This is a genomic window from Enterobacter sp. DNB-S2 (assembly GCF_019443845.1).
Classification (GTDB): Bacteria; Pseudomonadota; Gammaproteobacteria; order Enterobacterales; family Enterobacteriaceae; genus Enterobacter; species Enterobacter asburiae_B.
Map to the genome: position 1 here is coordinate 3,001,138 of NZ_CP050520.1, position 25,579 is coordinate 3,026,716.

22 protein-coding genes are annotated in these 25,579 nt (G+C 57.3%); 17 read left to right on the forward strand and 5 right to left on the reverse strand.

Annotated elements, in window-relative coordinates; all coding sequences use genetic code 11:
- Window positions 1-4: 4 nt before the first annotated feature.
- The gene (locus tag HB664_RS14315; RefSeq protein ID WP_063409232.1) at window positions 5-880 is read right to left on the reverse strand and encodes a LysR family transcriptional regulator; all 876 of its coding nucleotides are present in this window, start codon (window positions 878-880) and stop codon (window positions 5-7) included.
- Between the two features lie 110 nt (window positions 881-990).
- On the opposite strand from HB664_RS14315, the gene HB664_RS14320 reads away from it, so the two are divergent.
- The 12 genes from HB664_RS14320 to HB664_RS14375 all read left to right on the forward strand — a co-directional run bounded on the left by HB664_RS14320 (window position 991) and on the right by HB664_RS14375 (window position 15,286).
- Window positions 991-1,842 (forward strand): Vmh family MBL fold metallo-hydrolase, encoded by an 852-nt coding sequence (locus HB664_RS14320; protein ID WP_219939678.1) that lies wholly within the window; start codon window positions 991-993, stop codon window positions 1,840-1,842.
- Window positions 1,843-2,074: 232 nt separating this feature from the next.
- Window positions 2,075-2,290, forward strand: a complete 216-nt coding sequence (gene bdm / locus HB664_RS14325; RefSeq protein ID WP_013096534.1) for a biofilm-dependent modulation protein — start codon at window positions 2,075-2,077, stop codon at window positions 2,288-2,290.
- Window positions 2,291-2,385: 95 nt separating this feature from the next.
- Window positions 2,386-2,523 carry a stationary-phase-induced ribosome-associated protein gene (gene sra / locus HB664_RS14330; RefSeq protein ID WP_008501714.1) on the forward strand — a complete coding sequence of 46 codons (138 nt, stop codon included), beginning with the start codon at window positions 2,386-2,388 and terminating at the stop codon, window positions 2,521-2,523.
- Between the two features lie 176 nt (window positions 2,524-2,699).
- Entirely contained in the window at window positions 2,700-4,397 is a 1,698-nt protein-coding gene (locus HB664_RS14335; protein WP_039262819.1) for an NAD-dependent malic enzyme, read from the forward strand.
- A gap of 705 nt (window positions 4,398-5,102) precedes the next feature.
- Complete coding sequence (locus tag HB664_RS14340) at window positions 5,103-6,815, forward strand: ABC-F family ATP-binding cassette domain-containing protein (RefSeq protein WP_219939679.1); 1,713 nt, start codon at window positions 5,103-5,105, stop codon at window positions 6,813-6,815.
- A gap of 196 nt (window positions 6,816-7,011) precedes the next feature.
- On the forward strand, window positions 7,012-8,022 hold the full coding sequence (adhP, locus tag HB664_RS14345; protein WP_033145630.1) for an alcohol dehydrogenase AdhP: 1,011 nt from the start codon (window positions 7,012-7,014) through the stop codon (window positions 8,020-8,022).
- A 149-nt stretch (window positions 8,023-8,171) separates the two neighbouring features.
- Window positions 8,172-9,791 (forward strand): TIGR04028 family ABC transporter substrate-binding protein, encoded by a 1,620-nt coding sequence (locus tag HB664_RS14350; RefSeq protein ID WP_219939680.1) that lies wholly within the window; start codon window positions 8,172-8,174, stop codon window positions 9,789-9,791.
- Window positions 9,792-9,801: 10 nt separating this feature from the next.
- Window positions 9,802-10,746, forward strand: a complete 945-nt coding sequence (locus HB664_RS14355; RefSeq protein WP_024909556.1) for an ABC transporter permease — start codon at window positions 9,802-9,804, stop codon at window positions 10,744-10,746.
- On the forward strand, window positions 10,743-11,591 hold the full coding sequence (locus HB664_RS14360) for an ABC transporter permease (protein WP_047060936.1): 849 nt from the start codon (window positions 10,743-10,745) through the stop codon (window positions 11,589-11,591). Before HB664_RS14355 ends, HB664_RS14360 begins: the two co-directional genes overlap by 4 nt.
- Window positions 11,591-13,198: an ABC transporter ATP-binding protein gene (locus HB664_RS14365; RefSeq protein ID WP_219939681.1), complete on the forward strand. Its 1,608-nt coding sequence runs from the start codon at window positions 11,591-11,593 to the stop codon at window positions 13,196-13,198. Before HB664_RS14360 ends, HB664_RS14365 begins: the two co-directional genes overlap by 1 nt.
- On the forward strand, window positions 13,195-14,184 hold the full coding sequence (locus tag HB664_RS14370) for a putative FMN-dependent luciferase-like monooxygenase (protein WP_126327653.1): 990 nt from the start codon (window positions 13,195-13,197) through the stop codon (window positions 14,182-14,184). The genes HB664_RS14365 and HB664_RS14370 overlap by 4 nt, the downstream gene beginning before the upstream one ends.
- A 10-nt stretch (window positions 14,185-14,194) precedes the next feature.
- Complete coding sequence (locus HB664_RS14375) at window positions 14,195-15,286, forward strand: alkylhydroperoxidase domain protein (protein WP_219939682.1); 1,092 nt, start codon at window positions 14,195-14,197, stop codon at window positions 15,284-15,286.
- Window positions 15,287-15,292: 6 nt separating this feature from the next.
- Here the strand turns inward: HB664_RS14375 and araJ are convergent, their stop codons facing one another.
- Complete coding sequence (gene araJ / locus HB664_RS14380) at window positions 15,293-16,468, reverse strand: MFS transporter AraJ (RefSeq protein ID WP_219939683.1); 1,176 nt, start codon at window positions 16,466-16,468, stop codon at window positions 15,293-15,295.
- A 166-nt stretch (window positions 16,469-16,634) separates the two neighbouring features.
- On the opposite strand from araJ, the gene ppk2 reads away from it, so the two are divergent.
- From ppk2 to HB664_RS14395, 3 genes are all read left to right on the forward strand, one after another.
- Window positions 16,635-17,453 carry a polyphosphate kinase 2 gene (ppk2, locus tag HB664_RS14385; RefSeq protein ID WP_033145639.1) on the forward strand — a complete coding sequence of 273 codons (819 nt, stop codon included), beginning with the start codon at window positions 16,635-16,637 and terminating at the stop codon, window positions 17,451-17,453.
- Window positions 17,454-17,554: 101 nt separating this feature from the next.
- Window positions 17,555-17,743 (forward strand): hypothetical protein, encoded by a 189-nt coding sequence (locus HB664_RS14390; protein ID WP_219939684.1) that lies wholly within the window; start codon window positions 17,555-17,557, stop codon window positions 17,741-17,743.
- Window positions 17,743-18,066, forward strand: a complete 324-nt coding sequence (locus HB664_RS14395; protein ID WP_196354331.1) for a CcdB family protein — start codon at window positions 17,743-17,745, stop codon at window positions 18,064-18,066. Before HB664_RS14390 ends, HB664_RS14395 begins: the two co-directional genes overlap by 1 nt.
- A gap of 71 nt (window positions 18,067-18,137) precedes the next feature.
- On the opposite strand, the gene fdnI is transcribed toward HB664_RS14395, so the two are convergent.
- Genes fdnI through fdnG form a run of 3 tightly spaced genes read right to left on the reverse strand, consistent with a single transcriptional unit; the run spans window position 18,138 to window position 22,730 of the window.
- Window positions 18,138-18,794 (reverse strand): formate dehydrogenase-N subunit gamma, encoded by a 657-nt coding sequence (gene fdnI, locus HB664_RS14400; protein WP_126786925.1) that lies wholly within the window; start codon window positions 18,792-18,794, stop codon window positions 18,138-18,140.
- A complete protein-coding gene (gene fdxH, locus HB664_RS14405) occupies window positions 18,787-19,671 on the reverse strand; it encodes a formate dehydrogenase subunit beta (RefSeq protein ID WP_045888248.1) in 885 nt (294 codons plus the stop codon). The genes fdnI and fdxH overlap by 8 nt, the downstream gene beginning before the upstream one ends.
- A gap of 11 nt (window positions 19,672-19,682) precedes the next feature.
- A complete protein-coding gene (gene fdnG / locus HB664_RS14410; protein WP_219940834.1) occupies window positions 19,683-22,730 on the reverse strand; it encodes a formate dehydrogenase-N subunit alpha in 3,048 nt (1,015 codons plus the stop codon).
- A gap of 221 nt (window positions 22,731-22,951) precedes the next feature.
- Between fdnG and yddG the strand changes: the two genes are divergently transcribed.
- Both yddG and HB664_RS14420 read left to right on the forward strand, forming a co-directional pair.
- Window positions 22,952-23,830 carry an aromatic amino acid DMT transporter YddG gene (gene yddG, locus HB664_RS14415; RefSeq protein WP_033145645.1) on the forward strand — a complete coding sequence of 293 codons (879 nt, stop codon included), beginning with the start codon at window positions 22,952-22,954 and terminating at the stop codon, window positions 23,828-23,830.
- 630 nt (window positions 23,831-24,460) lie between these two features.
- The gene (locus tag HB664_RS14420; RefSeq protein ID WP_033145646.1) at window positions 24,461-25,570 is read left to right on the forward strand and encodes a porin OmpC; all 1,110 of its coding nucleotides are present in this window, start codon (window positions 24,461-24,463) and stop codon (window positions 25,568-25,570) included.
- Window positions 25,571-25,579: the final 9 nt, after the last annotated feature.

Below are 25,579 nucleotides of genomic sequence, written 5' to 3' on the forward strand. Positions count from 1 at the left end.
CTTCTTATGCCAGGTAGCGCGACAGTTCGTCAAGGAACACGCGCAGCGCGGCAGGCTGGTATTCCCGGGACTGATAAATGCCATGGATGGCAAGCGGTTTCGGTTCAAGCGCCTCCAGCACCGGCACCAGTAATCCCTGTTCAAGCGCGGCAGACGCTTCGCGCTCCGGCAGCATGGCGATACCGCAGTGCTTAATCGCCGCGTCCATCAACAGCGAAGAGATGCTGGCGCTCAGGTTGCCGCTGACGGCCACGCTCAGGCTTTCCCCTTCCGGCGTCAGAAAGTGCCAGGACTGCCCGGCAAAAAAGCTGTAGTGCAGACAGTTGTGCTGCGCTAATTCTTCAGGGCTGACGGGGATACCGTGCTGTGCCAGATACGCCGGCGAGGCGCAAAGCACCGAGCGACACTCACCCAGCCGGCGGGCAATCATGCCGGGTTCGGGGTTGTCGGTAATGCGCACGGCGACGTCAATGCGCTCTCCCACCAGGCTGACCGGGTGATTATTCACGTCCAGCTCGATGCGCAGCTGCGGGTAGCGCGAGAGCAGCTCAGGCAGGACCGGCGCAATCAGGTGCATGGCGGTAAAATGGGCGCAGGCCACCCGCAGCGTGCCGGACGGCAGATCTTTCTCCGACTGGCCCTCGATTTCCTGCGAAATCTGCGAGAGCGTCCGCGTTTTTTGCAGCACCTTTTCCCCTGCCGCGGTCAGCGTCAGCTTGCGCGTGGAGCGGTTTACCAGCCGCGTTCCCGCCCACTTCTCCATTTGTTCAAGGTAGCGGCTCACCATCGGTCGGGAAATGCCCAACGCGCGGGCCGCCGCGCTCAAACTGCCCAGCTCGCATATCCGGTTGTAGACCTGAGCGGCGATAACGCGATCCATATAAGCTCCATTTGCTCGATTTATGAAACTAAGCATGTCTTGTTTCAGGAATTCTGGCAAATGAGAATATCCGTACAATAGAGACATTCCTGAACAACAGAGACAACAGCATGAAATTCACTCACCTTGCCCTGCTTTCCACCCTTTTCACTCCTGCGGTTTTTGCCGCGCCGTTAACCATTGATACCTATAACCCGCAGGAAAAAGGCATTTTCCCGGTCTCCTCCACGCTGGTTTCCGGCCCGAAAGAGGCGGTGCTGTTTGACGCGCAGTTCAGCGTGAAGGATGGCGAAGCGCTGGTAGAGAAAATTCGCCGCAGCGGTAAAACCCTGAACAAGATTGTGATCACCTCCGGCGATCCGGATTTCTATTTTGGCCTGCAGCCTCTGGTCAAAGCCTTCCCGAATGCCAAAGTGGTGGCCACGCAGCATGTGGTTGACCATATTAAAGCCACCAAAGACGCCAAGCTCGCCTTCTGGGGGCCGCAGATGAAGGACGGCGCGCCAACGGAGCTGGTCGTCCCGCAGGTGCTTGCCTCCACCACGTTCATGGTTGACGGGGAAAAGATCGACATCGAACAGCCGGACAGCTACGCGGCCTATGTGTGGATCCCGTCAGCAAAAACGATCCTCGGCGGCACCGGGGTAGCCTGGGGTATTCACGTCTGGACGGCAGACACCCAGACGCCGGAAAGCCGCAAGCAGTGGCAGGAAACGCTGGAGAATATGGCCGCGCACAAACCTGAACGCGTGATCCCGGGCCACTATCTGGGCACCCCACCAGCGGGCACTGGCGCGATTGAATTTACCCGCGACTATCTGCAGCGCTTTGAAAAGGCTTTAGCCGAGCATAAAGATTCCGCAGGCGTTATCAGCACCCTGAAAAAACAGTATCCGGGCCTGGCGGATGAAAGCTCGCTGGAATTAAGCGCCAAAGTGAATACTGGCGAAATGAAGTGGTAATTTAAAAACGGCTCCTGCTATATTTCCGCGATAGCAGGAGCTCCACCAAAATATCCCCGCCGTTACCCGTCGATATAGCCACACCTTTTAAAAGCGCATAAAAGCATGCACTTATGTCATTTTTATTTCTAAGATGAATCTGAACCACAACCGGGAAAATATTTGCCATTCTGTTTATGAATTAAATTTTTTGCGAGCCGTACCATTAAACAGACAACGACACGGAGGCAGCATGTTTACTTATTACCCGGCTAATACTGCAGCAGCACAACCTGAACTCGTTAACGCGATTGCGCAGGGTCTTCACGCCGAGCACGGTGCTGTGACTGAAGATGACATTTTGATGGAACTGACCAAGTGGGTGGAATCCACGGATAATGACATCCTCAGTGACATCTACCAGCAGACTATTAACTACGTCGTCAGCGGGCAAAACGCACCCTTGTAAAAACCTGCTAAGCTGGATCTGCAACCTAAGGGGTTACATTTCGTTTGCGTGAGCAAACTGGTCCTTAAAACTATCAACAGGATTGAGGAGTTAACATGAAATCGAACCGTCAGGCACGCCATATTCTGGGACTGAATTACAAGCTTTCAAATCAGCGTAAAGTGGTGATTGAAGGCGACCACGAAACGCAGGTCACTCACGCCACCGGCAGAAAACGCCACGCCGGCAAGTAAGTTCCAGACTGAGATCCAGAACACCATCGGTAATCCCGATGGTGTTTTTGTTTATGTGTTGCGGTAATTAATATTTAGCTCCTTTATAATACCGCCTGACCGCACCCCATCGCACAGGCCAGAAAGATGACAAACAGCAGTGTCAGGGACGGATCTTCATAAAAAGAGTGAGTGACATGGACAACAAACTGAAAAAACATCGTTCCTTATACATCCCATACGCCGGACCGGTTTTACTCGAATTCCCCCTGCTCAACAAAGGCAGCGCCTTCAGCATGGAAGAGCGCAGCAGCTTTAACCTGCTGGGTTTACTGCCCGAAGTGGTTGAAACCATTGAAGAACAGGCGGAGCGCGCGTGGATCCAGTATCAGGGTTTCAAAACCGAAATCGACAAGCACATCTACCTGCGCAACATTCAGGACACCAATGAAACCCTCTTCTATCGCCTGGTGCAGAACCATCTCGAAGAGATGATGCCGGTGATCTACACCCCGACGGTGGGTGCGGCCTGCGAGCGTTTCTCAGAGATCTACCGTCGTTCACGCGGGGTATTCATCTCCTATCAGAACCGTCACAACATGGACGATATTCTGCAGAACGTGCCAAACCACAATATCAAAGTGATTGTGGTGACCGACGGCGAACGTATTCTCGGCCTCGGCGACCAGGGCATTGGCGGGATGGGGATCCCAATCGGTAAACTCTCTCTCTACACCGCCTGCGGCGGCATCAGCCCGGCGTATACCCTGCCGGTGGTGCTGGACGTCGGGACCAACAACCAGCAGTTGCTCAACGATCCGCTCTATATGGGCTGGCGCCATCCGCGCATTACCGACGACGAGTACTATCAGTTTGTCGACGATTTCATTCAGGCCGTGAAGCACCGCTGGCCGGACGTTCTGCTGCAGTTTGAAGACTTCGCGCAGAAAAACGCGATGCCGCTGCTGAACCGCTATCGCGATGAGATCTGCTCCTTTAACGACGACATCCAGGGTACCGCGGCCGTGACCGTGGGTACGCTTATCGCTGCCAGCCGCGCAGCCGGCAGCCAGCTGAGCTACCAGAAAATCGTCTTCCTGGGCGCAGGCTCTGCGGGCTGTGGTATCGCCGAGCAGATCATCGCCCAGACGCAGCGCGAAGGCTTAAGCGAAGAGCTGGCCCGCTCCCGCGTCTTTATGGTTGACCGTTTCGGCCTGCTGACCGACGCTATGCCGAACCTGCTGCCGTTCCAGAACAAGCTGGTGCAGAAGCGCGATAACCTGAAAAACTGGGATACCGACAACGAAGTCCTTTCCCTGCTGGACGTGGTGCGCAACGTGAAGCCGGATATTCTGATCGGCGTTTCCGGGCAAACTGGCCTCTTCACCGAAGAGATCATTCGCGAGATGCACAAGCACTGCGAACGCCCTATCGTGATGCCGCTTTCCAACCCGACCTCCCGCGTGGAAGCGACGCCTCAGGACATCATCGCCTGGACCGAAGGTAACGCGCTGGTCGCGACCGGCAGCCCGTTCGACCCGGTGGTGTGGAAGGATAAAACCTATCCGATCGCCCAGTGCAACAACTCTTACATCTTCCCGGGCATTGGGCTGGGCGTGATCGCCTCCGGCGCGTCCCGCATTACCGATGAGATGCTGATGTCGGCGAGCGAAACCCTCGCGGGCTACTCGCCGCTGGTCAACAACGGTGAAGGGCTGGTGCTGCCGGAGCTGAAAGACATTCACAAGGTGTCGCGCGCTATCGCGTTTGCGGTAGGTAAAATGGCGCAGCAGCAGGGCGTGGCGGTGAAAACCTCTGCCGACGCGCTGCAGCAGGCCATCGACGACAACTTCTGGAAACCTGAATACCGCAGCTATCGTCGTACCTCGATTTAATCCGCTCCGACCGGTCCCTCTCCCTTCGGGAGAGGGACTTTCAATAAATTCATTAACCAGTAGCGATTCAGATTCTCGAAGCGAAATGATTAACTTGCAGCCACGCCCTGGTCCGGCTGTAAATCGCCGAGGCGTTTCCTGCAGGCCGGGGCGAGGCGCAGGGATGCGCCGAGAGGGCGGGCTTTACAGGGATGTTACCTCAGCCCATCCCCGATAAGCCGGAAGGAATAAGCCGAGGGCACCGCGAAGCGGCGATTTACCGCCGGGAGCCCGGGTCGCCAGGGTGGTGGCGACTGAGCCACCCTGGCACGTTCACAGGTCATGTCGTTACAGAGTAGCAAGGAACATAAAGTGAACGGAATGACCACTACAGCCGTATGTTCCCCTCACCCTAACCCTCTCCCAAAGGGAGAGGGAATTAGATTCGCCCCCCACTAGCCAAACTCCTTTCCCCCCGCTACACTCCCTTCATCCATTAACCTACTGAATATATAAGGAGGCCAATTATGCTGTACTGTGAAATTTTCAATGTTTCACATACATTTGGTGATCGCACCAGCTCAAGCGTTATCGGTATCGTGCTGCGATAACTTCTGCTTGAGCGAAGACACCAACCCCTGAAATCCCTTCTCTCGGGCTTACTGAGTTATCGTCAGCGATGTTTGACGAGGCATAAACATGCCTGTAACTCTTGGGTAAGCAACAATGAGCACTTTACTCACTGCACAATCTTTACGCGTTGATACGGCGTTTGGCACGCTCTTCGACTCACTCTCCTTTACGCTGAAAAAAGGCGACCGCATTGGCCTGCTGGGCGACAACGGTTGCGGCAAAAGCACGCTGCTGAAGGTGCTGGACGGCACTGACTCCCCCGCCGCCGGAACGGTCGCGCTGGCCGGGCACTGCCTGATGGCGCGCGTGGAGCAACATCTCCCGGACGCCATTTTCCCGTTGACCATGCTGGATGCCGTACTCGCACAGCTGCCTTTAGCCGAGCGCGATAGCCTGCGCTGGAAAGCCGAAACGCTGCTGGCAGGCATGGGCTTCACGCCGCAGGATATGGCGCTGCAATCCGCCACGCTGAGCGGCGGACAGCACACGCGCCTGCTGCTGGCGCGGGCCCTGATTCACGAGCCGGATCTGCTCCTGCTCGATGAACCCAGCAACCACCTTGATTTGCCGACCATGCTCTGGCTGGAACACTTTCTGCAGAACTGGTCAGGCAGCTTCGTGCTGGTCTCGCACGACCGACAGCTGCTGGATGCCGTCACTAACGGCAGCTGGATCCTGCGCGATAAAACGCTGCACTACTTCGCCCTTCCCTGCACGGCCGCCCGCAAGGCGCTTGAAGCAAAGGATGAAAGCGACGCGCAGCGCCACAAGGCGGAGCAAAAGGAGATCGACCGCGTGTCCGCCAGCGCGAAGCGGCTGGCGACCTGGGGCAAGGTTTACGACAACGAAGATCTTGCCCGCAAAGCCAAACAGATGGAAAAACAGGTCGAACGGCTGAAGGAGAGCCAGACGGCGCTCACGGCAGGCAGCCCGTGGACGTTAACCCTGCGCGGCGACGCGCTGCGGGCCGACCGTTTGCTGGAAATGGAAAATCTCGACGTGCCTCCTGCACCTGGCCTGCCGGCGTTGTTCAGCATCGAAATGGCGCGGCTAAAAAGCGGCGATCGCGTGGCGATTGTCGGTCGTAACGGCTGCGGCAAATCGTCGCTGATGAGGCTTATCTGGCAACAGTTTGCCGATGAGACCACAGACAGCGGGTTGAAAATCCATCCGCGCGTGTCGCCAGGCTATTACGACCAGACGCTTCACCAGCTTGCGGACAACGCCACGCTGCTCGACGCGCTGGAGCCTTTCGCGCCGGATCCGCAGAACCGCAAAATGGCGCTGATAAGCGCGGGTTTCCCGTGGGCGCGTCACGGGCAAACGGTCAGCACGCTCAGCGGCGGCGAGCGCTCGCGCCTGCTGTTCGTTGGCCTGACGCTTGCCCGCTACAGCCTGCTGATGCTGGATGAGCCGACCAACCACCTCGACATGGAAGGCAAAGAGGCGCTGGCGCAAACCCTTCAGCAGTTTGAAGGCGGCGTTCTGCTGGTCAGCCACGACCGTCAGTTAATTAGCCAAAGCTGCAACCGTTTCTGGCTGATTGAAGAGGGAAAGCTGAGCGAGTGGCACGATGCAGAAGCGGTGTTTGAGCGCCTGCGTGAAAGCGCGGGGCTGGCGACATCCACCGCGCCCGCCATCGACGCGGCGACGGTTCAACCCTCGCCGTATGACGATCTGCTCGAACGGCTGGTCGCGCTGGAAGCGCTGCTGGAAGACGATCTGGCGCGTAAGCCGAAGCATCAAAAGCCGCAGCTGCAGGCGCAATGGCGTAAAGAGATTGAGGAGATAGAGGCACAGCTGTAAGTCTGCGCCCGGCGAGTCTCTCGTCGGGCCAGTATTTTCCCCCTAAATTATTAGAGGAACGCCGTATTCTTATTCTGAAAATGGATTAAATAATGACATTATGTTGCCGTTGCCTTGCATTACAGCGCCAAACCACTAATCCTTGAGGGGTATTACACCTGCTATGCAGATACTCATCATGAACAAGGAGATACACATGAAGGCTGCTGTTGTCACTCAGGATCATCAGGTCAATATCACCGAAAAAACCTTACGCCCGCTAAAGCACGGGGAAGCCCTGCTGAAGATGGAATGCTGTGGCGTATGCCATACCGATCTCCACGTGAAGAACGGTGATTTCGGCGATAAAACTGGGGTTATCCTGGGCCACGAAGGGATTGGTATCGTAAAAGAAGTCGGCCCCGGCGTGAAGTCGCTGAAAGTCGGCGACCGCGCAAGCGTGGCCTGGTTTTTTGAAGGCTGTGGCCACTGCGAATACTGTAATACCGGCAACGAAACCCTGTGCCGCGACGTGAAAAACGCCGGTTACTCCGTTGACGGCGGCATGGCGGAAGAGTGCATCGTCACCGCGGATTACGCCGTAAAAGTGCCGGACGGTCTGGAATCCGCTGCGGCCAGCAGCATCACCTGCGCCGGCGTTACCACCTACAAAGCGGTGAAGGTGTCCGGAATCAAACCAGGCCAGTGGATCGCGATTTACGGTCTGGGCGGGCTGGGCAACCTCGCGCTGCAGTACGCCAAAAACGTCTTTAACGCCAAAGTCATCGCTCTCGACGTTAACGACGAACAGCTGAAGCTGGCTGCCAGCATGGGTGCAGATTTAACCATCAACTCCCGCAGCGAAGACGCCGCGAAAATTGTGCAGGAGAAAACCGGCGGCGCGCATGCCGCAGTCGTTACTGCCGTCGCAAAAGCCGCCTTTAACTCCGCCGTTGACGCCGTGCGTGCCGGTGGCCGCGTGGTCGCCGTTGGCCTGCCGCCGGAAGCGATGAGCCTCGACATTCCGCGTCTGGTGCTGGACGGCATCCAGGTGGTGGGTTCGCTGGTCGGCACCCGTCAGGATCTGCAGGAAGCCTTCCAGTTCGCCGCTGAAGGTAAGGTGGTGCCGAAAGTCACGATGCGTCCAATCGAGGACATCAACGCCATCTTTAAAGAGATGGAACAGGGCCAGATCCGCGGCCGTATGGTGATCGACCTACGTTCATAATCGTTCATCTTTCATTACCGCTCCTCGCTGGGGCGGTTTTTTTATAGCCATTTTCCGGCAATCCTTATCTTAATTCCTTTGTTCCCTTGTTTTCCCCCGCGCCCGATGATGAATCCGACGCTAACAAGAAGATAACAAAGGAATTCACCATGCAAACCCCATTTCGTCTGCCACTGCTGACGGCGCTGATTCTGGCGACAACCGCAGCCTGGGCCGCAGATGCGCCCGTCAAAGGCGGCACGCTGATTTATCTGGAGCAACAGGCGCACACCAACCTCTATCCGCCTGCCGGTGGCTTTTACCCGAACGGCGGCATTCTGAATCAAATCACCGACAAACTGACGTGGCAGAACCCAAAAACGCTGCAGGTGGAACCCTGGGTGGCCGAAAGCTGGACCACCAACGCCGATAAAACCGAATACACCTTTAAGCTTCGTTCCGGCATCACCTTCTCCGACGGCACGCCGCTGGACGCCAACGCCGTGGCGAAAAACTTTGATACCTACGGTTCAGGCAATAAGGCGCAGCGCCTGCCGGTGTCAGAAGTGATCAATAACTACGATCGCAGCGAAGTCATCGACCCGCTGACCGTGAAGTTCTACTTCAAAAAACCGTCGCCGGGGTTCCTGCAGGGCACCGCCACCATTGGCTCGGGTCTGGTCTCGCTCAGCACGCTGAAGCGCAACTTCGAAGAGCTGGGAGATGCCCGCCACATCATTGGTTCCGGCCCGTTTGTGGTGAAGGACGAGAAGCTGGGTCGTGAAGTGACGCTCGAAGCGCGCAAAGACTACCAGTGGGGGCCGAAAAATCTGGCGCAGCAGGGGCCAGCCAATCTCGATGGCATCAAGTTTATCGTGACCCAGGAAGACAGCGTGCGCGTGGGCGCCCTGCTGGCCGGTCAGGCCGACTTTATTCGCCAGGTGCAGGCGTATGACGAAAAGCAGGCGACCGATCAGGGCTATAAGATCTACGCCGCCCCGACGCGCGGGGTGAACGACAGCATCAGCTTCCGCCCGGATAACCCGCTGGTCTCCGATATTCGCGTTCGCCAGGCGCTGCTGCATGCCACCAATGCAAAACAGGTGGTCGAGACCCTCTTCTCGGCCAACTATCCGCAGGCGAAGTCCGTGATTGCCGGTTCCGCCGCAGGCTTTGTCGATCTCAGCGACAAATTGACCTTTGACCCGGCAAAAGCCAACCAGCTGCTGGACGAGGCGGGCTGGAAAGCAGGCGGCGACGGGATCCGCGCCAAAGACGGCCAACGTCTGGCGCTGACGGTGTATGAATCCCTGCCGCAGCCGCAAAACAAAGAGGTGCTGCAGCTGGTTGCCCAGCAGTGGCGCCAGGTGGGCGTGGCGCTGAGCGTCAAAGCCGGAGACGCAGGCAGCCGCACGCTGGATAACCTTGACCCGCTGAAAACCCCGTTAACCGTCTCCGAAGTGGGCCGCGCCGATCCGGACGTGGTGAAAAGCATGTTCTACCCGGCTAACCGCGACGCGCTGCTGCAAAAAGGCGGATCCAGCGACAAGGTCAAAAACTTCCGTGACGACAGGCTGAATGCGCTGCTGGTGAACATTTCGGCTGAGGTCGACCCGCAAAAACGCCTGCAGTTGGCGGGGGACGCCCAGCGCTACCTGCTGGATAACGCCTACGTCATTCCGATTTTCGAAGAGCCGCAGGTCTTTGCCGGTGCGCCGTGGCTGAAAGGCGTCAATTTTGAAGCGGTAGGCCGCCCGTCGTTCTACGGCGCGTGGATTGAGAAACACTGAGGAGCTGACGATGCGCCACGCACTTCTTCAACGCTTTGGGCACGGGCTGCTGGTACTGTGGGCCGCCTTTACCCTCTCGTTCGTGTTGCTCCAGGTGCTGCCGGGCGACGCGGTGCTGATTAAATTTCAGAACCCGGACCTGGGCTTAAGCCCGGCGCAAATCGAGGAGATGCGCGTGGCCTACGGCGCGGACAGCCCGCTGTGGCAGCAATACGGCCACACGCTGCTGGCAATGCTGCGCGGGGATTTCGGCTATTCGCTACAGGCCGGCGTGCCGGTCAGCGAGCTGATTGCCAGCAATCTGCCGGATACCCTGAGCCTCGCCCTGCCCGCGTTTGTACTCGCGGTCCTGCTGGCCTTTGCGCTGGCCTTTGCATCGCGTCTGCCGGGTCTGCGCTGGCTGAGCAATACCCTTCAGTCTCTGCCGGTCCTGTTTATCTCCTTACCGACGTTCTGGCTGGGGATTGCCCTCATCCAGCTCTTTTCTTTTCAGCTGCGGCTGATCCCGGTGATTAACCCGACGCCGCTGCAGGGGCTGATCCTGCCGATCGTGACCGTCGCGATCCCGATCTCCGCCCCGCTGGCGCAAATTCTGATGCGCAGTCTGGACCAGGTGGCGACGCAGCCTTTTGTCGCCGTCGCCCGTGCCAAAGGGCTGAGTGAAACCGCCGTCCTGTGGCGTCACGTGACCGGCAACGCCCTGCTGCCGGTCCTGAACATTGCCGGGCTGCTGCTGGGCGAGCTGATTGCCGGGGCGCTGATCACCGAAACCGTTTTTGGCCGCAGCGGGCTCGGACAGCTGACCCAGCAGGCGGTGAATAACCAGGATATCGCCGTACTTCAGGCGGTAGTGATGATTTCCGCCCTCGGTTTTGTCCTGATCAATCTGCTGGTGGATCTGCTGATGCCGCTGCTGGATCCCCGTCTGCAAACCGTTACCGGAGGTGCATCATGAGTCTGGTCGATTACGCTGCCGCCGCGCGAAAACGCGTTCCTGCCTGGCAGGGAGTGGAATGGCAGCCGGGACTGTGGCTGGCATGGGGGGTGATTATTCTCGCCGCTTTTGCCGCCGTAGCGCCCGGCCTGTTAACCCACTACAGCCCGATTGAGGGCATCGCCGGGGCACAGCGCCTGGCACCGCAGGCCGGTCACTGGCTCGGGACCGATCAGCTTGGCCGCGATGTTTACACGCGTATCGTATATGGCGCCTCCCATTCCCTGAGCGCGGCGCTGGCCGCCGTGACGATGGGGCTGGTGGTCGGCACCGGCTTAGGGGTGATTGCCGGAGCGTTCGCCGGGCGCGTCGAGTCTCTGCTGATGCGCTTCGTCGACGTGTTGCTCTCCATCCCGTCTCTGCTGCTCTCGCTGACGGTGATTATTCTGCTCGGTTTTGGCACCGTTAACGCCGCGATTGCCGTCGGCGTTGCCTCCATTGCCAGCTTCGCCCGCCTCGCGCGCGGTGAAGTCGTGCGTATCCGCCATACGGATTATGTCGAAGCGGCGTTCGGCAGCGGCGGGACGTTTTTCGCCGTGCTGTGGCGACACATCCTGCCCAACGCGTTAACCGCCGTCCTGGCCTTTGCCACGCTGCAGTTTGGTCAGGCCATCCTGGCGCTCTCCACGCTGAGCTTTCTCGGCTACGGCACCCCGCCGCCGGTGCCGGAATGGGGCTTACTGATTGCCGAAGGTCGTAACTATCTCTCTACCGCCTGGTGGCTCACCACCTTCCCCGGCGTGGTCGTCATCGCCGTGGTGCTGGCCACCAACCGCATCAGCCAACAGTTCAGCGGAGGTCGCTAATGACCGTTCTCTCAGTGGAAAATTTGACGATTAGCTACCGTTCCGCTCGCCAGTGGCGAGAGGTGGTGCATAACGTCAGCTTCACGCTCGGACGAGGGGAAATGCTGGCGTTCGTCGGCGAATCCGGATCCGGCAAGACGACCACGGCGCAGGCGATCATTGGCCTGCTGGCCGATAACGCCCGGCGTGATGCGGGAAAAATATCGCTCAACGGGGAGGAGATTAGCCGATGGTCCGCGAAGCGCCTCGATACCCTTCGCGGGGCGCGAATTAGCCTGGTACCGCAGGATCCGGGCAATTCGCTCAACCCGGTGAAGACCATCGGGGCGCAGGTCGGAGAGATCGTTCAGCTCCACCAGAAGGTGACCCGCGCCGAGCGCGACGAGCAGGTGCTCGCCCTGCTGACAAAGGTCGGCCTGAGCCACCCCGAACAGCGCATGACGCAGTATCCCCATCAGCTCTCCGGCGGGATGAAACAGCGCGTGCTGATTGCCATCGCCATTGCCCTGCGTCCGGACGTGATCGTTGCCGATGAGCCCACCAGCGCGCTGGATGTTACGGTGCAAAAACGTATTCTCGATCTGCTGGATATCCTGCGCCGGGAGTCGGGTACCGCCGTTCTGTTTGTCACCCACGATCTGGCGCTGGCCGCACAGCGCGCGGACAGGCTGCTGGTGTTTCGCGATGGCGAGGTTCAGGAACAGGGCAACACCGGCGATATCGTCCGCACGCCGCAGCACGCCTACACCCGCCAGCTCTTGAGCGATCTCCAGGGCCAGCGCCTGACCATCGCCCCGGTAGCCGGTCGCCCGCTCGCGTCGCCGGCCATTCGCGCCCGCGCCATCAGCAAGCAATTCTCCCTGGGCAAAGGTCATCAGCTTCAGGCGCTGGATCGGGTGACGTTTGACGTCAGGCGCGGCAGCACGCATGCGCTGGTCGGTGAATCCGGCTCCGGGAAAACCACCCTCGCCCGTATTTTGCTGGGTTTTGAACAGGCCGACAGCGGACAGGTCATCATTGATGATATTGATGCCACCACGCTCAGCCGCGAGGCCCGCCGTCAGCTGCGCCAGAAGATCCAGTTCGTCTACCAGAACCCGTTTGCCTCTCTCGACCCGCGACAGACGCTGTTCGAGATCATCGAGGAGCCCCTGAAGAACTTTTCTCGACTCAGTAAGGCGCAGCGAAAGCTCCGGGTGGAGACGGTGGCGCAGCGGGTTGCCCTGCCCGTCGAATTCCTGACCCGCACCGCCCGGGAGCTTTCAGGCGGACAGCGCCAGCGCGTTGCCATTGCCCGGGCGCTGATCCTGGAGCCGACCATTCTGGTGCTGGACGAAGCCACCTCCGCGCTGGACGTCACCGTACAGGCGCAGATCCTGGCTCTGCTTCAGCAGCTGCAGCAGCAGCTGGGATTGACCTACCTCTTTATCACGCACGATCTGTCAACCGTCCGCCGGATCGCCCACAGCGTCACGGTGCTGCGCGGCGGTCAGGTGGTCGAACAGGGCGACGTCGGAACTTTATTCGCGTCGCCGCAGAACGACTATACCCGCGAGTTGATTGACGCCATTCCCCATTTTTCACCCGCTACGGAGGAGTTCGCATGACGCGAAAACGCCTGGGATTTTTCACCCGCCTGCTTGACGACGCTGCGCCGAAGGAGCGCTATCGTCTGGCAACTGAACAGATCCGCCACGCCGAACGCCACGGTTTTGACAGCGCCTGGATTGCCCAGCACCACTTCCACGAAAGTGAAGGCGGCCTGCCGTCGCCGCTGCTGTTTCTGGCGCACGTAGCCGCGCATACCGAAACCATCCGGCTGGGCACGGCCATCATCACCCTGCCGATGGAAAACCCGCTGCGCGTCGCGGAAGATGCCGCCGTGCTCGATTTACTCGCCGATGGCCGTCTTGAGGTCGGTTTTGGTTCGGGCGGCACACCGACCTCATTTCTGCCGTTCGGACTGACGTTCGAGGAGCGCGGCGCGGCGTTTGCTGACCATTTGCATGTGATCCAAAGCGCCTGGCGCGGGGATTCGCTTACCCATCCGGATAACCACCTTTACCCGCCTGCGCCACAGCTGGCCGACCGTATCTGGATTGCCACCTTCTCTGTTGACGGAGCCGTTCGCGCCGCCCGGGCCGGACACGGTTTAATGCTCTCCCGCACGCAGCCGCGCCCGGCAGATCGGCTGGATTTAACGCTCGACGAGATCCAGAACCCGATTGTGGATGCCTACCTTGAGGCGCTGCCTGCGGGCATCGCACCGCGCATTCTGGCCTCCCGTACGGCGTTCGTCGCCGACAGCGACGACTATGCGCTCAGGGTCGCAACGCCGGGCCTCACGAAACAGGCCCAGCAGCATCGCGCTGCCGGGCACGTGGTTAAAGGTGACAACGTCACCGATTATCGCCGCCAGTTTGACGCGCATATTGGTTCGCCCGACACGGTGCTGCATTCGCTGAATGCTGATTCCATTCTCAGGCGCGCCACGGATATCTCATTCCAGGTCCATTCGGTCGAACCCTCGCATCGCGACACGCTGCGGTCCATCGAACTGATCGCCGAACGTATTGCCCCCCACATCCTTTGAGGAGACACCTATGTCGTTAAGTCAGGACATTCTCGCCGAGCTGGCGGAAATTAAACCCGGTTCCCCTCTGGCAGAGGCGCGCGCCACGCGTGATGCCGCCACGCGCCACGCGCAGGGCAGCTACGAAATTCTCTTTAGCCAGCAGAATGCTGATTTTGCACTCGACGAGCGCTTCGCCGTGGCGGCAAAAGTCGCCAGGTGGCACAGCGCGGAGGCGCTGGCCGCGCACTATGCGGGGTTTGGCCTGGCCGATCCCACCTCAGAACGCCTGACCCCGGCGCTGAACTTCGCGCGCCTGCTGACGTTCTCCCCCGTCGAAGCGACGCCCGCAGCGTTAAAGGCGCTGACCCAGGCGGGATGGAGCAAGGAAGGCATTGTTACCCTGGCGCAGCTTATTGCGTTTGTGAGCTTCCAGAGCCGACTCATCACCGGGCTGCGGCTGCTGAATGACAGGCCCGTCGCCAAAAGCGATGCGCCGGTGGCGGCAGGCATCTGGCACACGACCGCAACAACGGTCACCGGAAAGGCGGCCCCCGTCGCGTTCACCCAGCAGGAGCTGGGATGGGAACCGTGGATAGCGGCCAAACCGCTGGCGGATTTCCGTGACGATGAGGTTGCCATCCTGGCGAAATTTGGCCATACCGATTCCGAGTACTTCCGCCTGCTGGCGCGCAACCTGCCGGTGCTTGAACAGCGCACGTTAACGGATAAAGGCATTTTTTATACATCGGGGGGATTGCCGCGCGCCGAGCGCGAGCTGGCCGCAACGGTCGCCAGTAAAATCAACGGCTGCATTTACTGCGCATCTGTCCATGCGCGTAAAGCCAGCCAGCTGTCAAAGGATGACGCGGCGGTAGAAGCCCTGCTGGCCGTGCGGTCGGGGCGGTCCCTGAGCGAGGGGCAATCCGCACGCTGGCAGGCGGAAATCGATTTTGCGGCGGCGCTGTCGGTCACGCCGCCTGCCGCCACGCCGCTGCACCTGGCCGCGCTGGAAAAAGAGGGGCTGGATACCTTAGCGCAGCTCGATCTGGTGCAGTCCGCCGCGTTCTTCGCCTGGGCCAACCGCCTGATGCTGACCCTGGGTGAGCCCTGGCTTGCCTGAAGCCTGTCAGGCTAGCGCGCGAGCGTTAGCCTGAGCCCGTCTGGCCCGCAGGTGACCGTAGATCAGCAGTGCACTCATGGCTGAGAAAGAGAGTATTGCCGCCGGCAGCGTGACGTAACGCCAGCTAAAGCCGAGGACGATCGTCATCCCGCCAAAGTACGCGCCAATCGCACTGCCGAGATTAAACGCCATCTGTCCCCCTGCCGCCCCCAGCATCTCACCGCCCTTCGCATTTTGCAGAAGCAGAATTTGTAGCGGCGCAGAGAGCGCGAACAGCCCGGCACAGCAGATAAAGCCCATGATCAGCGAGGCCGTTTTCAGTTCACCAAAGGCGAAAAGCAGCAGCAGCGAGGCGACAATCACCATGTCGGTGGTGGCCGCAATGCGCAGAGGGCTAAAACGCCCCGAGAGCTTACCGCTCAGCAGATTGCCCAACACCATGCCAAGCCCCATCAGCATCATGATGGCCGTCATCATCCCTTCTGAATAACCGGAGACGTTGACCATAAACGGCTTAACGAAGCTGAACCACGCGAACACCCCGGCGTTGCCAAACATGGTGGCGGCAAAGATAAGCCAGGGTTCTGGTTTTTTCAGAAAGTGGAACTGCTCGGTTAATTTGATTTCTGATGTGTCGCGGATGTCCGGCACCCAGAGCAGAACCGAAAGGATCACCAGCGCATCGAACACGGCAATCAGAAAAAAGGTATAGCGCCAGCTAAACTGGTGCCCGAGCCAGGTCCCCAGCGGAACGCCCATCAGGTTGGCCACGGTCATGCCGGCGATCATCCCAGCCACCGCGACCGTCACCTTACCCGGAGGCGCAATTTTAGACAGGATAATCGCCCCGACGCCAAAAATAGCCCCGTGCGGAAAGCCGGAAATCAGCCGCCCCACCGCCAGCCATAAATAGGACGTGGAAAACGTGAACAGGGCATTGCCGACAGCGGACATCGCCACCAGAAACAGCAGCGTGGTCTTTAACGAAAACTTGCCTGAGAACAGCGCCACAATCGGGGCGCCAATCACTACGCCGAACGCATAAAACGAGATCATATTCCCGGCGGAGGGAATCGAAATACCGGTGTCATGTGCCAGCTCGGTTAACACGCCCATAATGCCAAATTCGGCCATTCCCAGGCCAAATGTGCCAAGCGCCAACGAAAAAATTGTCTTTTTCATACTTCAACCACTGGTTAATCACACGCGACGGACATTATTGAATAATCTTGTATGGTGAGCCAGTTCAAATCCGTTGGCTGGCAGGTTAATCCATTAATTCAGGTGGATTACACTTCATAGTGCGGCCTCGCTTTTTTCCGCGCCGGACAATCTGAGGATGACCATCATGGGAAGCAAAAAGAAAACCAGTGTCGCTGTTGATGTCGTAAAGAATGCTCCGTTAAAGACCAAAGAGTACGAACAAGAGCTACGTCGCCTCCACGTTGAACTGGTTAAGCTCCAGCAGTGGGTCGTCGCCAAAGGGCTAAAGGTGTGTATTGTTTTTGAAGGACGCGACGGAGCGGGTAAAGGCGGCACCATTAAAGCGATCACCGAACGCGTCAGCCCTCGCGTGTTTCGCGTTGTTGCCCTCCCTGCACCCACCGAGAAAGAGAAAACCCAGCTCTATTTTCAGCGTTATGTTCCCCATCTGCCTGCCGCCGGGGAGATCGTCATTTTCGACCGCAGCTGGTACAACCGCGCGGGTGTCGAGCGGGTAATGGGATTCTGCACCCCCGAGCAGGTTGAGAAGTTTCTTGATGGTGCGCCGGTGATGGAAAAAGCGATGGTGGATGCCGGGATTATCCTGCTGAAGTACTGGCTGGAGGTCACGCCTAAAGAGCAGGAGCGCCGCCTGCGCGACCGTATTAACGATGGTCGTAAAATATGGAAGCTATCGCCGATGGATATTAAGTCCTTTAACTTGTGGGACGAGTATACTCTCGCGCGCGACGCCATGTTTGAAGCGACAGATACCGCCTGGGCGCCGTGGTTTGTAGCGCGTTCAGAAGATAAAAAACGCGTGCGTCTGAATATTATTTCTCACCTGCTCACCCAAATCCCCTATAAAGAAATTCACGTCGAAAAAGTGGATTTACCGAAACGTAAAATTGGTAAAGTCAAACCCACAAAATATCCGTTCCGGTATGTGGAGGAGCGGTTCTGAAATTACTGGAATACGCCTCGCAGAATGTAGATTACCAGGGGATACGGTATTGTTTTTTGTTGGCTGCGGTTGATAATGACCGCACCAACAAAGGAGATACTATGACATACCCAGCAGAGCACACACCCTCCCAACGCATAAAATCGGCAAAACCGTCGAGCAACACCGCACCAGACTCCGCTGACCCGCGTCAGTCATCAGAAGCGGATCGTTCATTTATCCGCTCAATGAATGAGTTTGTCGAAAAACATGGAACCATTACTGATGATGAGTTTTTCAGGGTGCTTTAATGCTGAGACAATTTAATGTTTTCCGAAATACATCTGCGGCCACCCGGGATAAGCTTCCCTATTATATGCTCATTCAGGATGATTGTTATGATGATCTTGCCACGCGCGTCATTGTGCCGCTCGCGAGAAATAATAAATTACCGTTATGGCAGAGCCATCTGGCTCCAGGCGTAAATATCGATTTTGAAACATTTCTGATTTATTCGCCAATGATAACCAACCTTAACAATAACAAAATAAATCCTAAAGACTTTGCTTGTAACTTACGCAACGCACGTCATGACGTTATAGCGGCAGTTGATCGTTTATTGACTAATACATGACGCCAGCCGGTCAGGCATTTGCCCTGTCTGCGCAAACTCAGCGCCGCCGGGCAAAGCCGACGGCGCAGGTCTTACTTCATTCCTTCCGTGCTTTCCTGTTTCGCTTCCAGTCGTTCCACATCACGATACCAGCGTGGGTGGTGTTTCTGCGCCCAGCGGCGGCTCACCTTCCCTTCAATCATCCCTTTAATCGATCCCTTTACCCAGAACGCCATATACATATGGATCAGGATGGCGTGGATCAGAATGATGGCCGAGGTGGCGTGGATCAGCAGCGCGTAGCGAATCACCTGAATCGGAAAATAGTGCGCAAAATACGGACGCCAGATAATCACGCCGGTCACCAGAAGCACAAAAATCATGCTCATGATGGTCCAGAACATCATCTTCTGCCCGGCGTTGTATTTTCCCACCTTCGCGACCTTATGCTCGTTGCCCTTCAGGACTTCGACGATCCCTTTCACCCACGGGATATCCTGCTTGTCCGGGATGTTGTGATGGACAAAGCGCACGAACATAAACATCAGCACCACGAAAATCAGCACGCCGAAGAACGGGTGCAGAATGCGCCCCATCTGCGGCGTGCCGAAGGTTTCGGTCAGCCACTGCAGCGTCGGGAAGAAGAACGAAATCCCCGACACCGCCACCAGGAAGAAGCAAATCACGACCGTCCAGTGACAGGCGCGGTCAACAAACTTCGTGCGCACGATCGTTTTCGACTTACTCATGATGCTCCTCCTCGTCCTCATCCACCTCTTTGTTTGGCCCGATCCCAATGTAGTGGTAAATCAGTCCGGCAAAGGTGGCGATAAAGCCCGCCGCCGAGAGCGGCTTAAGCGCCCCTTTCCACAGGTTGATGGAGGTATCGATCGCCGGATCCTTCGGCAGGTTGTGGTACAGCTCCGGCTGGTCGTTATGGTGCAGCACATACATCACGTGCGTACCGCCCACGCCCTGCGGGTTATAAATGCCCGCATTCTCGTAGCCGCGCGCTTTCAGCTTGTCCACGCGCTGTTGCGCCACGTCCAGCATCTCTTTTTTGGTGCCGAAGTGGATCGCCCCGGTCGGACAGGTTTTCACGCACGCAGGCTCCTGCCCGACGCTGACGCGGTCCACGCACAGGGTGCATTTATATACCCGGTTATCCTCTTTATTGAGGCGCGGGATATTAAACGGACAGCCCGCGATGCAGTATCCGCAGCCGATACAGTTGTCCTGCTGGAAGTCGACGATCCCGTTGGCGTACTGGATAATTGCGCCGGCAGACGGGCACGCCTTCAGGCAGCCCGGATCTTCACAGTGCATACAGCCGTCTTTACGGATGAGCCATTCCAGCCTGCCGTTCTGGTCGGTTTCGCTAAAGCGCATCACCGTCCAGGATTTGGCGCTCAGATCCGCCGGATTGTCGTAGACCCCCACGCAGTGCCCCACCTCGTCGCGGATATCGTTCCACTCCGAGCAGGCCACCTGGCAGGCCTTACAGCCCACGCAGGAGGAGACGTCGATAAGCTTGGCGACCTCTGCCTTGTAGTCCCGCGCGCGGGGCGCGGGGGTAATCGGGTTGGTCGCGGAGCGTTTGATAACGTCTTGTGTTTCCATCGCCATTTAATCGCTCCTTACGCTTTCTCGATGTTGACCAGAAACGCCTTGTACTCCGGCGTTTGCGAGTTGGAATCGCCGACGTTTGGCGTCAGGGTGTTGGCGATGTAGCCTTTCTGCGCCACGCCCTCAAAGCCCCAGTGCAGCGGGATCCCGACGGTTTCCACCTGCTGGCCGTGCACGTTCAGGCTTTGGAGACGACGCGTCACCACCGCCACCGCGCGAATAAAGCCGCGCTTGCTGCTTACCTTCACGCGGTCGCCGTTGGCGATGCCTTTCGCCTTCGCCAGCGTCTCGCTGATCTCCACAAACTGTTCCGGCTGCGCGATGGCGTTAAGCCGCGCGTGCTTGGTCCAGGTATGGAAATGCTCGGTCAGGCGATAGGTCGTCCCTACGTACGGGAACTTGTCCTTTTTGCCTAAGCGCAGGACGTCGTCTTCGTAAATACGCACTACCGGGCTGGAGATCACGTTTGGATGCAGCGGGTTGGTGCCCAGCGGCGTTTCCATCGGCTCGTAGTGTTCCGGGAACGGCCCTTCCGCCAGCTTGTTGAGGGCAAACAGGCGTCCCAGCCCTTCCGGCTGCATGATGAATGGCCCGGTGTTGCTGCCCGGCGCGGCGGTGTTGTAGTCCGGGATATCGTTCCCCGCCCACTTCGCCCCGTTCCACTGGATCAGCATGCGTTTCGGATCCCACGGCTTACCGTTTACGTCTGCAGACGCGCGGTTGTACAGCACGCGACGGTTCAGCGGCCACGCCCATGCCCAGCCCAGCGTATTGCCCAGCCCGGACGGGTCGGCGTTGTCGCGGTTGGCCATCTGGTTGCCCTGCTCCGTCCAGCTGCCGGTGTAGATCCAGCATGACGACGCCGTCGTGCCGTCATCGCGCAGCAGCGCGAAGCTGTTCAGCAGCTGGCCTTTCTTCGCCACCAGGTTGCCGCTGGCGTCATAGAGATCCGCCAGCGCCACGCCGTTGTTCTCTTTGGCTACTTCCTCTGACTCAGGATGGTCAGGCTGCCTGTAGCTCCAGCCCATCTTCAGCAGCGGCTCAGCGCCCTTGCCGCCTTCGGTGCGGTACATTTCGCGCAGGCGATGGTAAATCCCGGCCAGGATTTCGCCGTCGTTACGCGCTTCGCCCGGCGCATCCTGGCCTTTCCAGTGCCACTGCAGCCAGCGGCCGGAGTTGGCAATAGAACCGTCCTCTTCCGCAAAGCAGGTGGACGGCAGGCGGAACACTTCGGTCTGAATCGACGCCGGATCGACATCGTTTGATTCCCCATGGTTCTGCCAGAAGGTGGACGTTTCGGTCACCAGCGGATCGATAACCACCATGTACTTCAGCTTGCTCAGGCTGCGAACGACTTTGTTCTTGTCCGGGAAGGAGGCCACCGGGTTAAAGCCCTGGCAGATATACCCCGTGACGTCGCCCTTATCCATCATGTTGAAGTACTTGATGACGTCGTAAGCCTGGTCCCACTTCGGCAGCCACTCAAAGCCCCAGTCGTTCTCCTTCTGCGCCGCGTCGCCGTAGAAGGATTTCATCAGGCTGACGTAGAACTTCGGATAGTTGCTCCAGTAGTTCACCTGGTCCGGCAGCGTCGCTTTCGGCGTATTGGCCTCAAGATACGTTTGCAGGTCGGCCTGCTTTTCCGACGGCAGCGTCAGGTAGCCCGGCAGGCTGGTGGAGAGCAGACCGAGGTCGGTCAGCCCCTGAATGTTGGAGTGCCCGCGCAGCGCGTTTACGCCGCCCCCCGCCATGCCCATGTTGCCGAGCAGCAGCTGGATCATCGCCATGGTGCGGATGTTCTGCGCGCCGACGGTGTGCTGCGTCCAGCCCAGCGCGTACAGGAACGTCGTGGTTCTGTCGGCGGCGCTGGTGGAGGCCAGCACTTCACACACCTTCAGGAAGTCCGCTTTCGGCGTGCCGCAGATGTTTTCCACCACCTCCGGCGTATAGCGGGAAACGTGCTGTTTCAGCAGGTTCCACACGCAGCGCGGGTGCGTCAGGGTTTCATCACGCAGCGCATAGCCGTTTTCATCGAACTGATAGTTCCAGGACGTTTTATCGTACTGGCGTTTTTCGGCGTCATAGCCGCTAAACAGCCCGTCATCGAAGGCAAAATCATCCCGCACCAGCAGGTTCGCGTTGGTGTAGTGCTTAACGTATTCCGCGTTAATTTTGTTGTTTTCGATCAGGTACAGCAGCACGCCGGACAGGAACGTAATGTCCGTACCGGAGCGGATCGGCGCATAGATATCGGCCACCGATGCCGTACGCGTAAAGCGCGGATCGACGACGATAAGCGTCGCATCGTTGTTGTTTTTCGCTTCCATCGCCCAGCGGAACCCCACCGGATGGGCTTCCGCGGCGTTACCGCCCATCACCACCACGACGTTAGCGTTTTTGATATCAACCCAGTGGTTGGTCATCGCACCGCGACCAAATGTTGGAGCAAGACTTGCTACCGTTGGTCCGTGTCAGACGCGCGCCTGGTTGTCTACCGCCAGCATGCCGAGAGAGCGCACAAATTTTTGCGTCAGCATGCCGGTTTCATTACTCGCCGCAGACGCGCACAGCATCCCGGTGGAAAGCCAGCGGTTAACCGTTACGCCCTGGGCGTTCTTTTCAATAAAGTTGGCGTCGCGGTCGGCTTTCATTAATTTGGCAATACGGGAGAAGGCCTCATCCCAGGAAATACGCTGCCACTTGTCGGAACCCGGCGCGCGGTATTCCGGGTAGCGCAGGCGGTTTTCGCTGTGAACGTAGTCCAGCAGCCCCGCCCCTTTCGGGCAAAGCGCTCCGCGGCTCACCGGATGATCCGGATCCCCTTCAATATGGTAAATCGCTTCTCTGGCGTTCTTCGCGCCATCGCCCAGGCTATACATTAAAAGCCCACAACCTACGGAGCAGTATGTGCAGGTGTTACGGATCTCTTTTGCGCGCAGCAGCTTATAGTTGCGTGCCTGAGCCAGCGCCATTTTGGGAGCAAATCCCAGCATGGCTGCCGTTGTTCCGGCCATACCGCCCGCGCAGATTTTAAAAAATTGTCTGCGGCTGACGTCCATTGTTGTCCTCGTTTTCATATAAGACTTCGCGCCGCAAACTAACAGCAAAGCCCCTGTTTTTTTTGCGTCAAATCAAGGTCATCTGCCTTCACCCCCTTAATAGTCACCCCCGGAACCTTTAAATACTCCTTTTTGATTAACGGTTTAAGAGAATAATTGGCGACAGCGTCAGGATGAATGCGATACATTTTTCCTCTGATTTTTATTGCAATGGCGAAGTAATGGACAGAAAGAGAGCAACGCTTATTGGGCTGGCGGCAATACTGTTATGGAGCACCATGGTCGGCCTTATTCGCAGCGTGAGTGAGGGACTCGGCCCGGTAGGCGGTGCGGCAATGATCTACACGCTGAGCGGATTACTGTGTCTGGTGACGGTAGGATTTCCTGATATCAGGCGGTTTTCACCCCGCTATCTTATTGCCGGCAGCGTTTTATTTGTCAGCTACGAAATATGCCTGGCGCTGTCGCTGGGTTATGCCGCCACGCGATCGCAGGCTATTGAAGTGGGCATGGTCAATTACCTTTGGCCAAGCCTGACCATTGTGTTTGCCATCTTGTTCAACGGGCAGAAATCGACCCTGTGGGTGATCCCCGGCTTAGCCGTCTCATTGCTGGGCGTATGCTGGGTATTGGGCGGTGAACAGGGTTTACATCTCGATGAAATAACCCGCAATATCGTCTCCAGCCCGCTGAGCTACGCGCTGGCGTTTGCCGGGGCATTTATCTGGGCCGCCTACTGCACGGTCACCAGCAAATTTGCGAAAGGACAAAACGGCATTACCCTGTTTGTTTTACTGACCGCGCTGAGCCTGTGGGTGAAATATTTCCTGAGCGATCAGCCCGAGATGGTGTTCACGCTTCCGGTGGTCGTGAAACTGGTCATGTGCGGTATTGCGCTTGGATTTGGTTACGCCGCATGGAATATTGGCATCCTTCACGGTAACGTCACGGTACTCGCTGCCGTATCCTATTTTACCCCTGTCCTCTCCGCCGCGCTTGCCGCCGCAGTGCTGAGTTCGCCCCTCTCATTCTCGTTCTGGCAAGGCGCGCTGATGGTCTGCGCCGGGTCGTTGCTCTGCTGGTACGCAACAAGAAAATAATGCTTCTCTAACGGCCGGGCGAATTTCAGCCCGGCAACATAATTAACATAAATTTAAAGTGTGATCGCTCCTCGCAATATTTATCATAATTATCGCATTTCCGTTTAAATTCGGTTTATATTTACCGTCTTCTGTAAACGGCCGAAAAGATAATTGACACAAACTGACAACACCATGAAATTAATTAACTGCGAATATTAACGTCATGGATAGCATTAAATGCAATAATTCATTTCTGACGTGTTCATGGCAATATTCGCAATATACGTCGTGATTTACCCCTAACCTACTGTTCTTAAGTCAAAACAATAATAATAACCCCCTCAAAGCATCGACAATACCGAAATCTAACGCAATAGACTAAAACACGCAGAAATTATAGCGATAGCAATAGTCCCGCAGAATACACAATTATCAATCGTATGAAATTCGGTCGCATTGTTTGAATAATCGCCTTTTTGCACGATCGAGATCACACTAATTGAAATTATCTCTAATATTTTGAAACTTATTATTGAAATAAGACTACGAGATTTTTAAAAATAGCATGCCATTGACGAACAGCCTCGTTTAGAAATCGTTTACAGTGGTTCAGGAAATACTCAAAAAAAATTATAAGGAACATTTAAGATGAAACTTAAATTAGTTGCAGTGGCAGTCACTTCCATGCTGGCAGCAGGCGTTGTTAACGCTGCCGAAATTTACAACAAAGACGGTAACAAGCTGGATCTGTACGGTAAAGTAACAGGTCTGCACTATTTCTCTGATGACGCTGGCGCAGATGGCGATAAAACCTACATGCGTATCGGCTTCAAGGGCGAAACCCAGGTTAACGACCAGCTGTCCGGCTACGGCCAGTGGGAATACCAGATTCAGGGTAACAAAGACGAAGGCGACAACCAGTCCTGGACCCGTGTGGCGTTTGCAGGTCTGAAGTTTGCTGAAGCAGGCTCCTTTGATTACGGTCGTAACTACGGCGTAATTTACGACGTGACCTCCTGGACCGACGTCCTGCCAGAATTCGGCGGCGACACCTACGGTGCCGACAACTTCCTGCAGTCTCGTGCAAACGGCGTTGCGACCTACCGTAACCAGGACTTCTTTGGTCTGGTTGACGGCCTGAACTTTGCTCTGCAGTATCAGGGCAAAAACGGCAGCGTAAGCGGTGAAAACACCAGCGGTCGCAGCCTGCTGAACCAGAACGGCGACGGCTACGGCGCGTCCCTGACTTACGATCTGGGTGAAGGCTTCAGCGTGGGTGGCGCAATGTCCTCTTCACGTCGTACCGCTGACCAGAATGCGGCTGGCGTATACGGTGAAGGCGACCGCGCTGAAGTGTACAGCGGTGGTGTGAAATACGACGCGAACAACATTTACCTTGCTGCACAGTATTCTCAGACCTATAACGCAACCCGCTTCGGTACCTCTAACGGTAATCGCAGCGACATCTACGGTTTTGCAAACAAGGCGCAAAACTTCGAAGTTGTGGCTCAGTATCAGTTCGACTTTGGCCTGCGCCCATCCATTGCTTACCTGCAGTCCAAAGGTAAAGACATCGAAAACTTCGGCGACCAGGATCTGGTTAAATACATCGATGTTGGCACGACCTACTATTTTAACAAAAACATGTCCACCTACGTGGATTACAAAATCAACCTGCTCGACGACAACCAGTTCACTCGCCAGGCAGGCATCGGTACCGACAACATCGTTGCGCTGGGTCTGACCTACCAGTTCTAAATCTTGTCT

Bases quoted from the DNA above. Each gene is read 5' to 3' on its own strand.
- HB664_RS14315 (WP_063409232.1), bottom strand. From the start codon at position 880: ATGGATCGCGTTATCGCCGCTCAGGTCTACAACCGGATATGCGAGCTG.
- HB664_RS14320 (WP_219939678.1), top strand. From the start codon at position 991: ATGAAATTCACTCACCTTGCCCTGCTTTCCACCCTTTTCACTCCTGCG.
- bdm (WP_013096534.1), top strand. From the start codon at position 2,075: ATGTTTACTTATTACCCGGCTAATACTGCAGCAGCACAACCTGAACTC.
- sra (WP_008501714.1), top strand. From the start codon at position 2,386: ATGAAATCGAACCGTCAGGCACGCCATATTCTGGGACTGAATTACAAG.
- HB664_RS14335 (WP_039262819.1), top strand. From the start codon at position 2,700: ATGGACAACAAACTGAAAAAACATCGTTCCTTATACATCCCATACGCC.
- HB664_RS14340 (WP_219939679.1), top strand. From the start codon at position 5,103: ATGAGCACTTTACTCACTGCACAATCTTTACGCGTTGATACGGCGTTT.
- adhP (WP_033145630.1), top strand. From the start codon at position 7,012: ATGAAGGCTGCTGTTGTCACTCAGGATCATCAGGTCAATATCACCGAA.
- HB664_RS14350 (WP_219939680.1), top strand. From the start codon at position 8,172: ATGCAAACCCCATTTCGTCTGCCACTGCTGACGGCGCTGATTCTGGCG.
- HB664_RS14355 (WP_024909556.1), top strand. From the start codon at position 9,802: ATGCGCCACGCACTTCTTCAACGCTTTGGGCACGGGCTGCTGGTACTG.
- HB664_RS14360 (WP_047060936.1), top strand. From the start codon at position 10,743: ATGAGTCTGGTCGATTACGCTGCCGCCGCGCGAAAACGCGTTCCTGCC.
- HB664_RS14365 (WP_219939681.1), top strand. From the start codon at position 11,591: ATGACCGTTCTCTCAGTGGAAAATTTGACGATTAGCTACCGTTCCGCT.
- HB664_RS14370 (WP_126327653.1), top strand. From the start codon at position 13,195: ATGACGCGAAAACGCCTGGGATTTTTCACCCGCCTGCTTGACGACGCT.
- HB664_RS14375 (WP_219939682.1), top strand. From the start codon at position 14,195: ATGTCGTTAAGTCAGGACATTCTCGCCGAGCTGGCGGAAATTAAACCC.
- araJ (WP_219939683.1), bottom strand. From the start codon at position 16,468: ATGAAAAAGACAATTTTTTCGTTGGCGCTTGGCACATTTGGCCTGGGA.
- ppk2 (WP_033145639.1), top strand. From the start codon at position 16,635: ATGGGAAGCAAAAAGAAAACCAGTGTCGCTGTTGATGTCGTAAAGAAT.
- HB664_RS14390 (WP_219939684.1), top strand. From the start codon at position 17,555: ATGACATACCCAGCAGAGCACACACCCTCCCAACGCATAAAATCGGCA.
- HB664_RS14395 (WP_196354331.1), top strand. From the start codon at position 17,743: ATGCTGAGACAATTTAATGTTTTCCGAAATACATCTGCGGCCACCCGG.
- fdnI (WP_126786925.1), bottom strand. From the start codon at position 18,794: ATGAGTAAGTCGAAAACGATCGTGCGCACGAAGTTTGTTGACCGCGCC.
- fdxH (WP_045888248.1), bottom strand. From the start codon at position 19,671: ATGGCGATGGAAACACAAGACGTTATCAAACGCTCCGCGACCAACCCG.
- yddG (WP_033145645.1), top strand. From the start codon at position 22,952: ATGGACAGAAAGAGAGCAACGCTTATTGGGCTGGCGGCAATACTGTTA.
- HB664_RS14420 (WP_033145646.1), top strand. From the start codon at position 24,461: ATGAAACTTAAATTAGTTGCAGTGGCAGTCACTTCCATGCTGGCAGCA.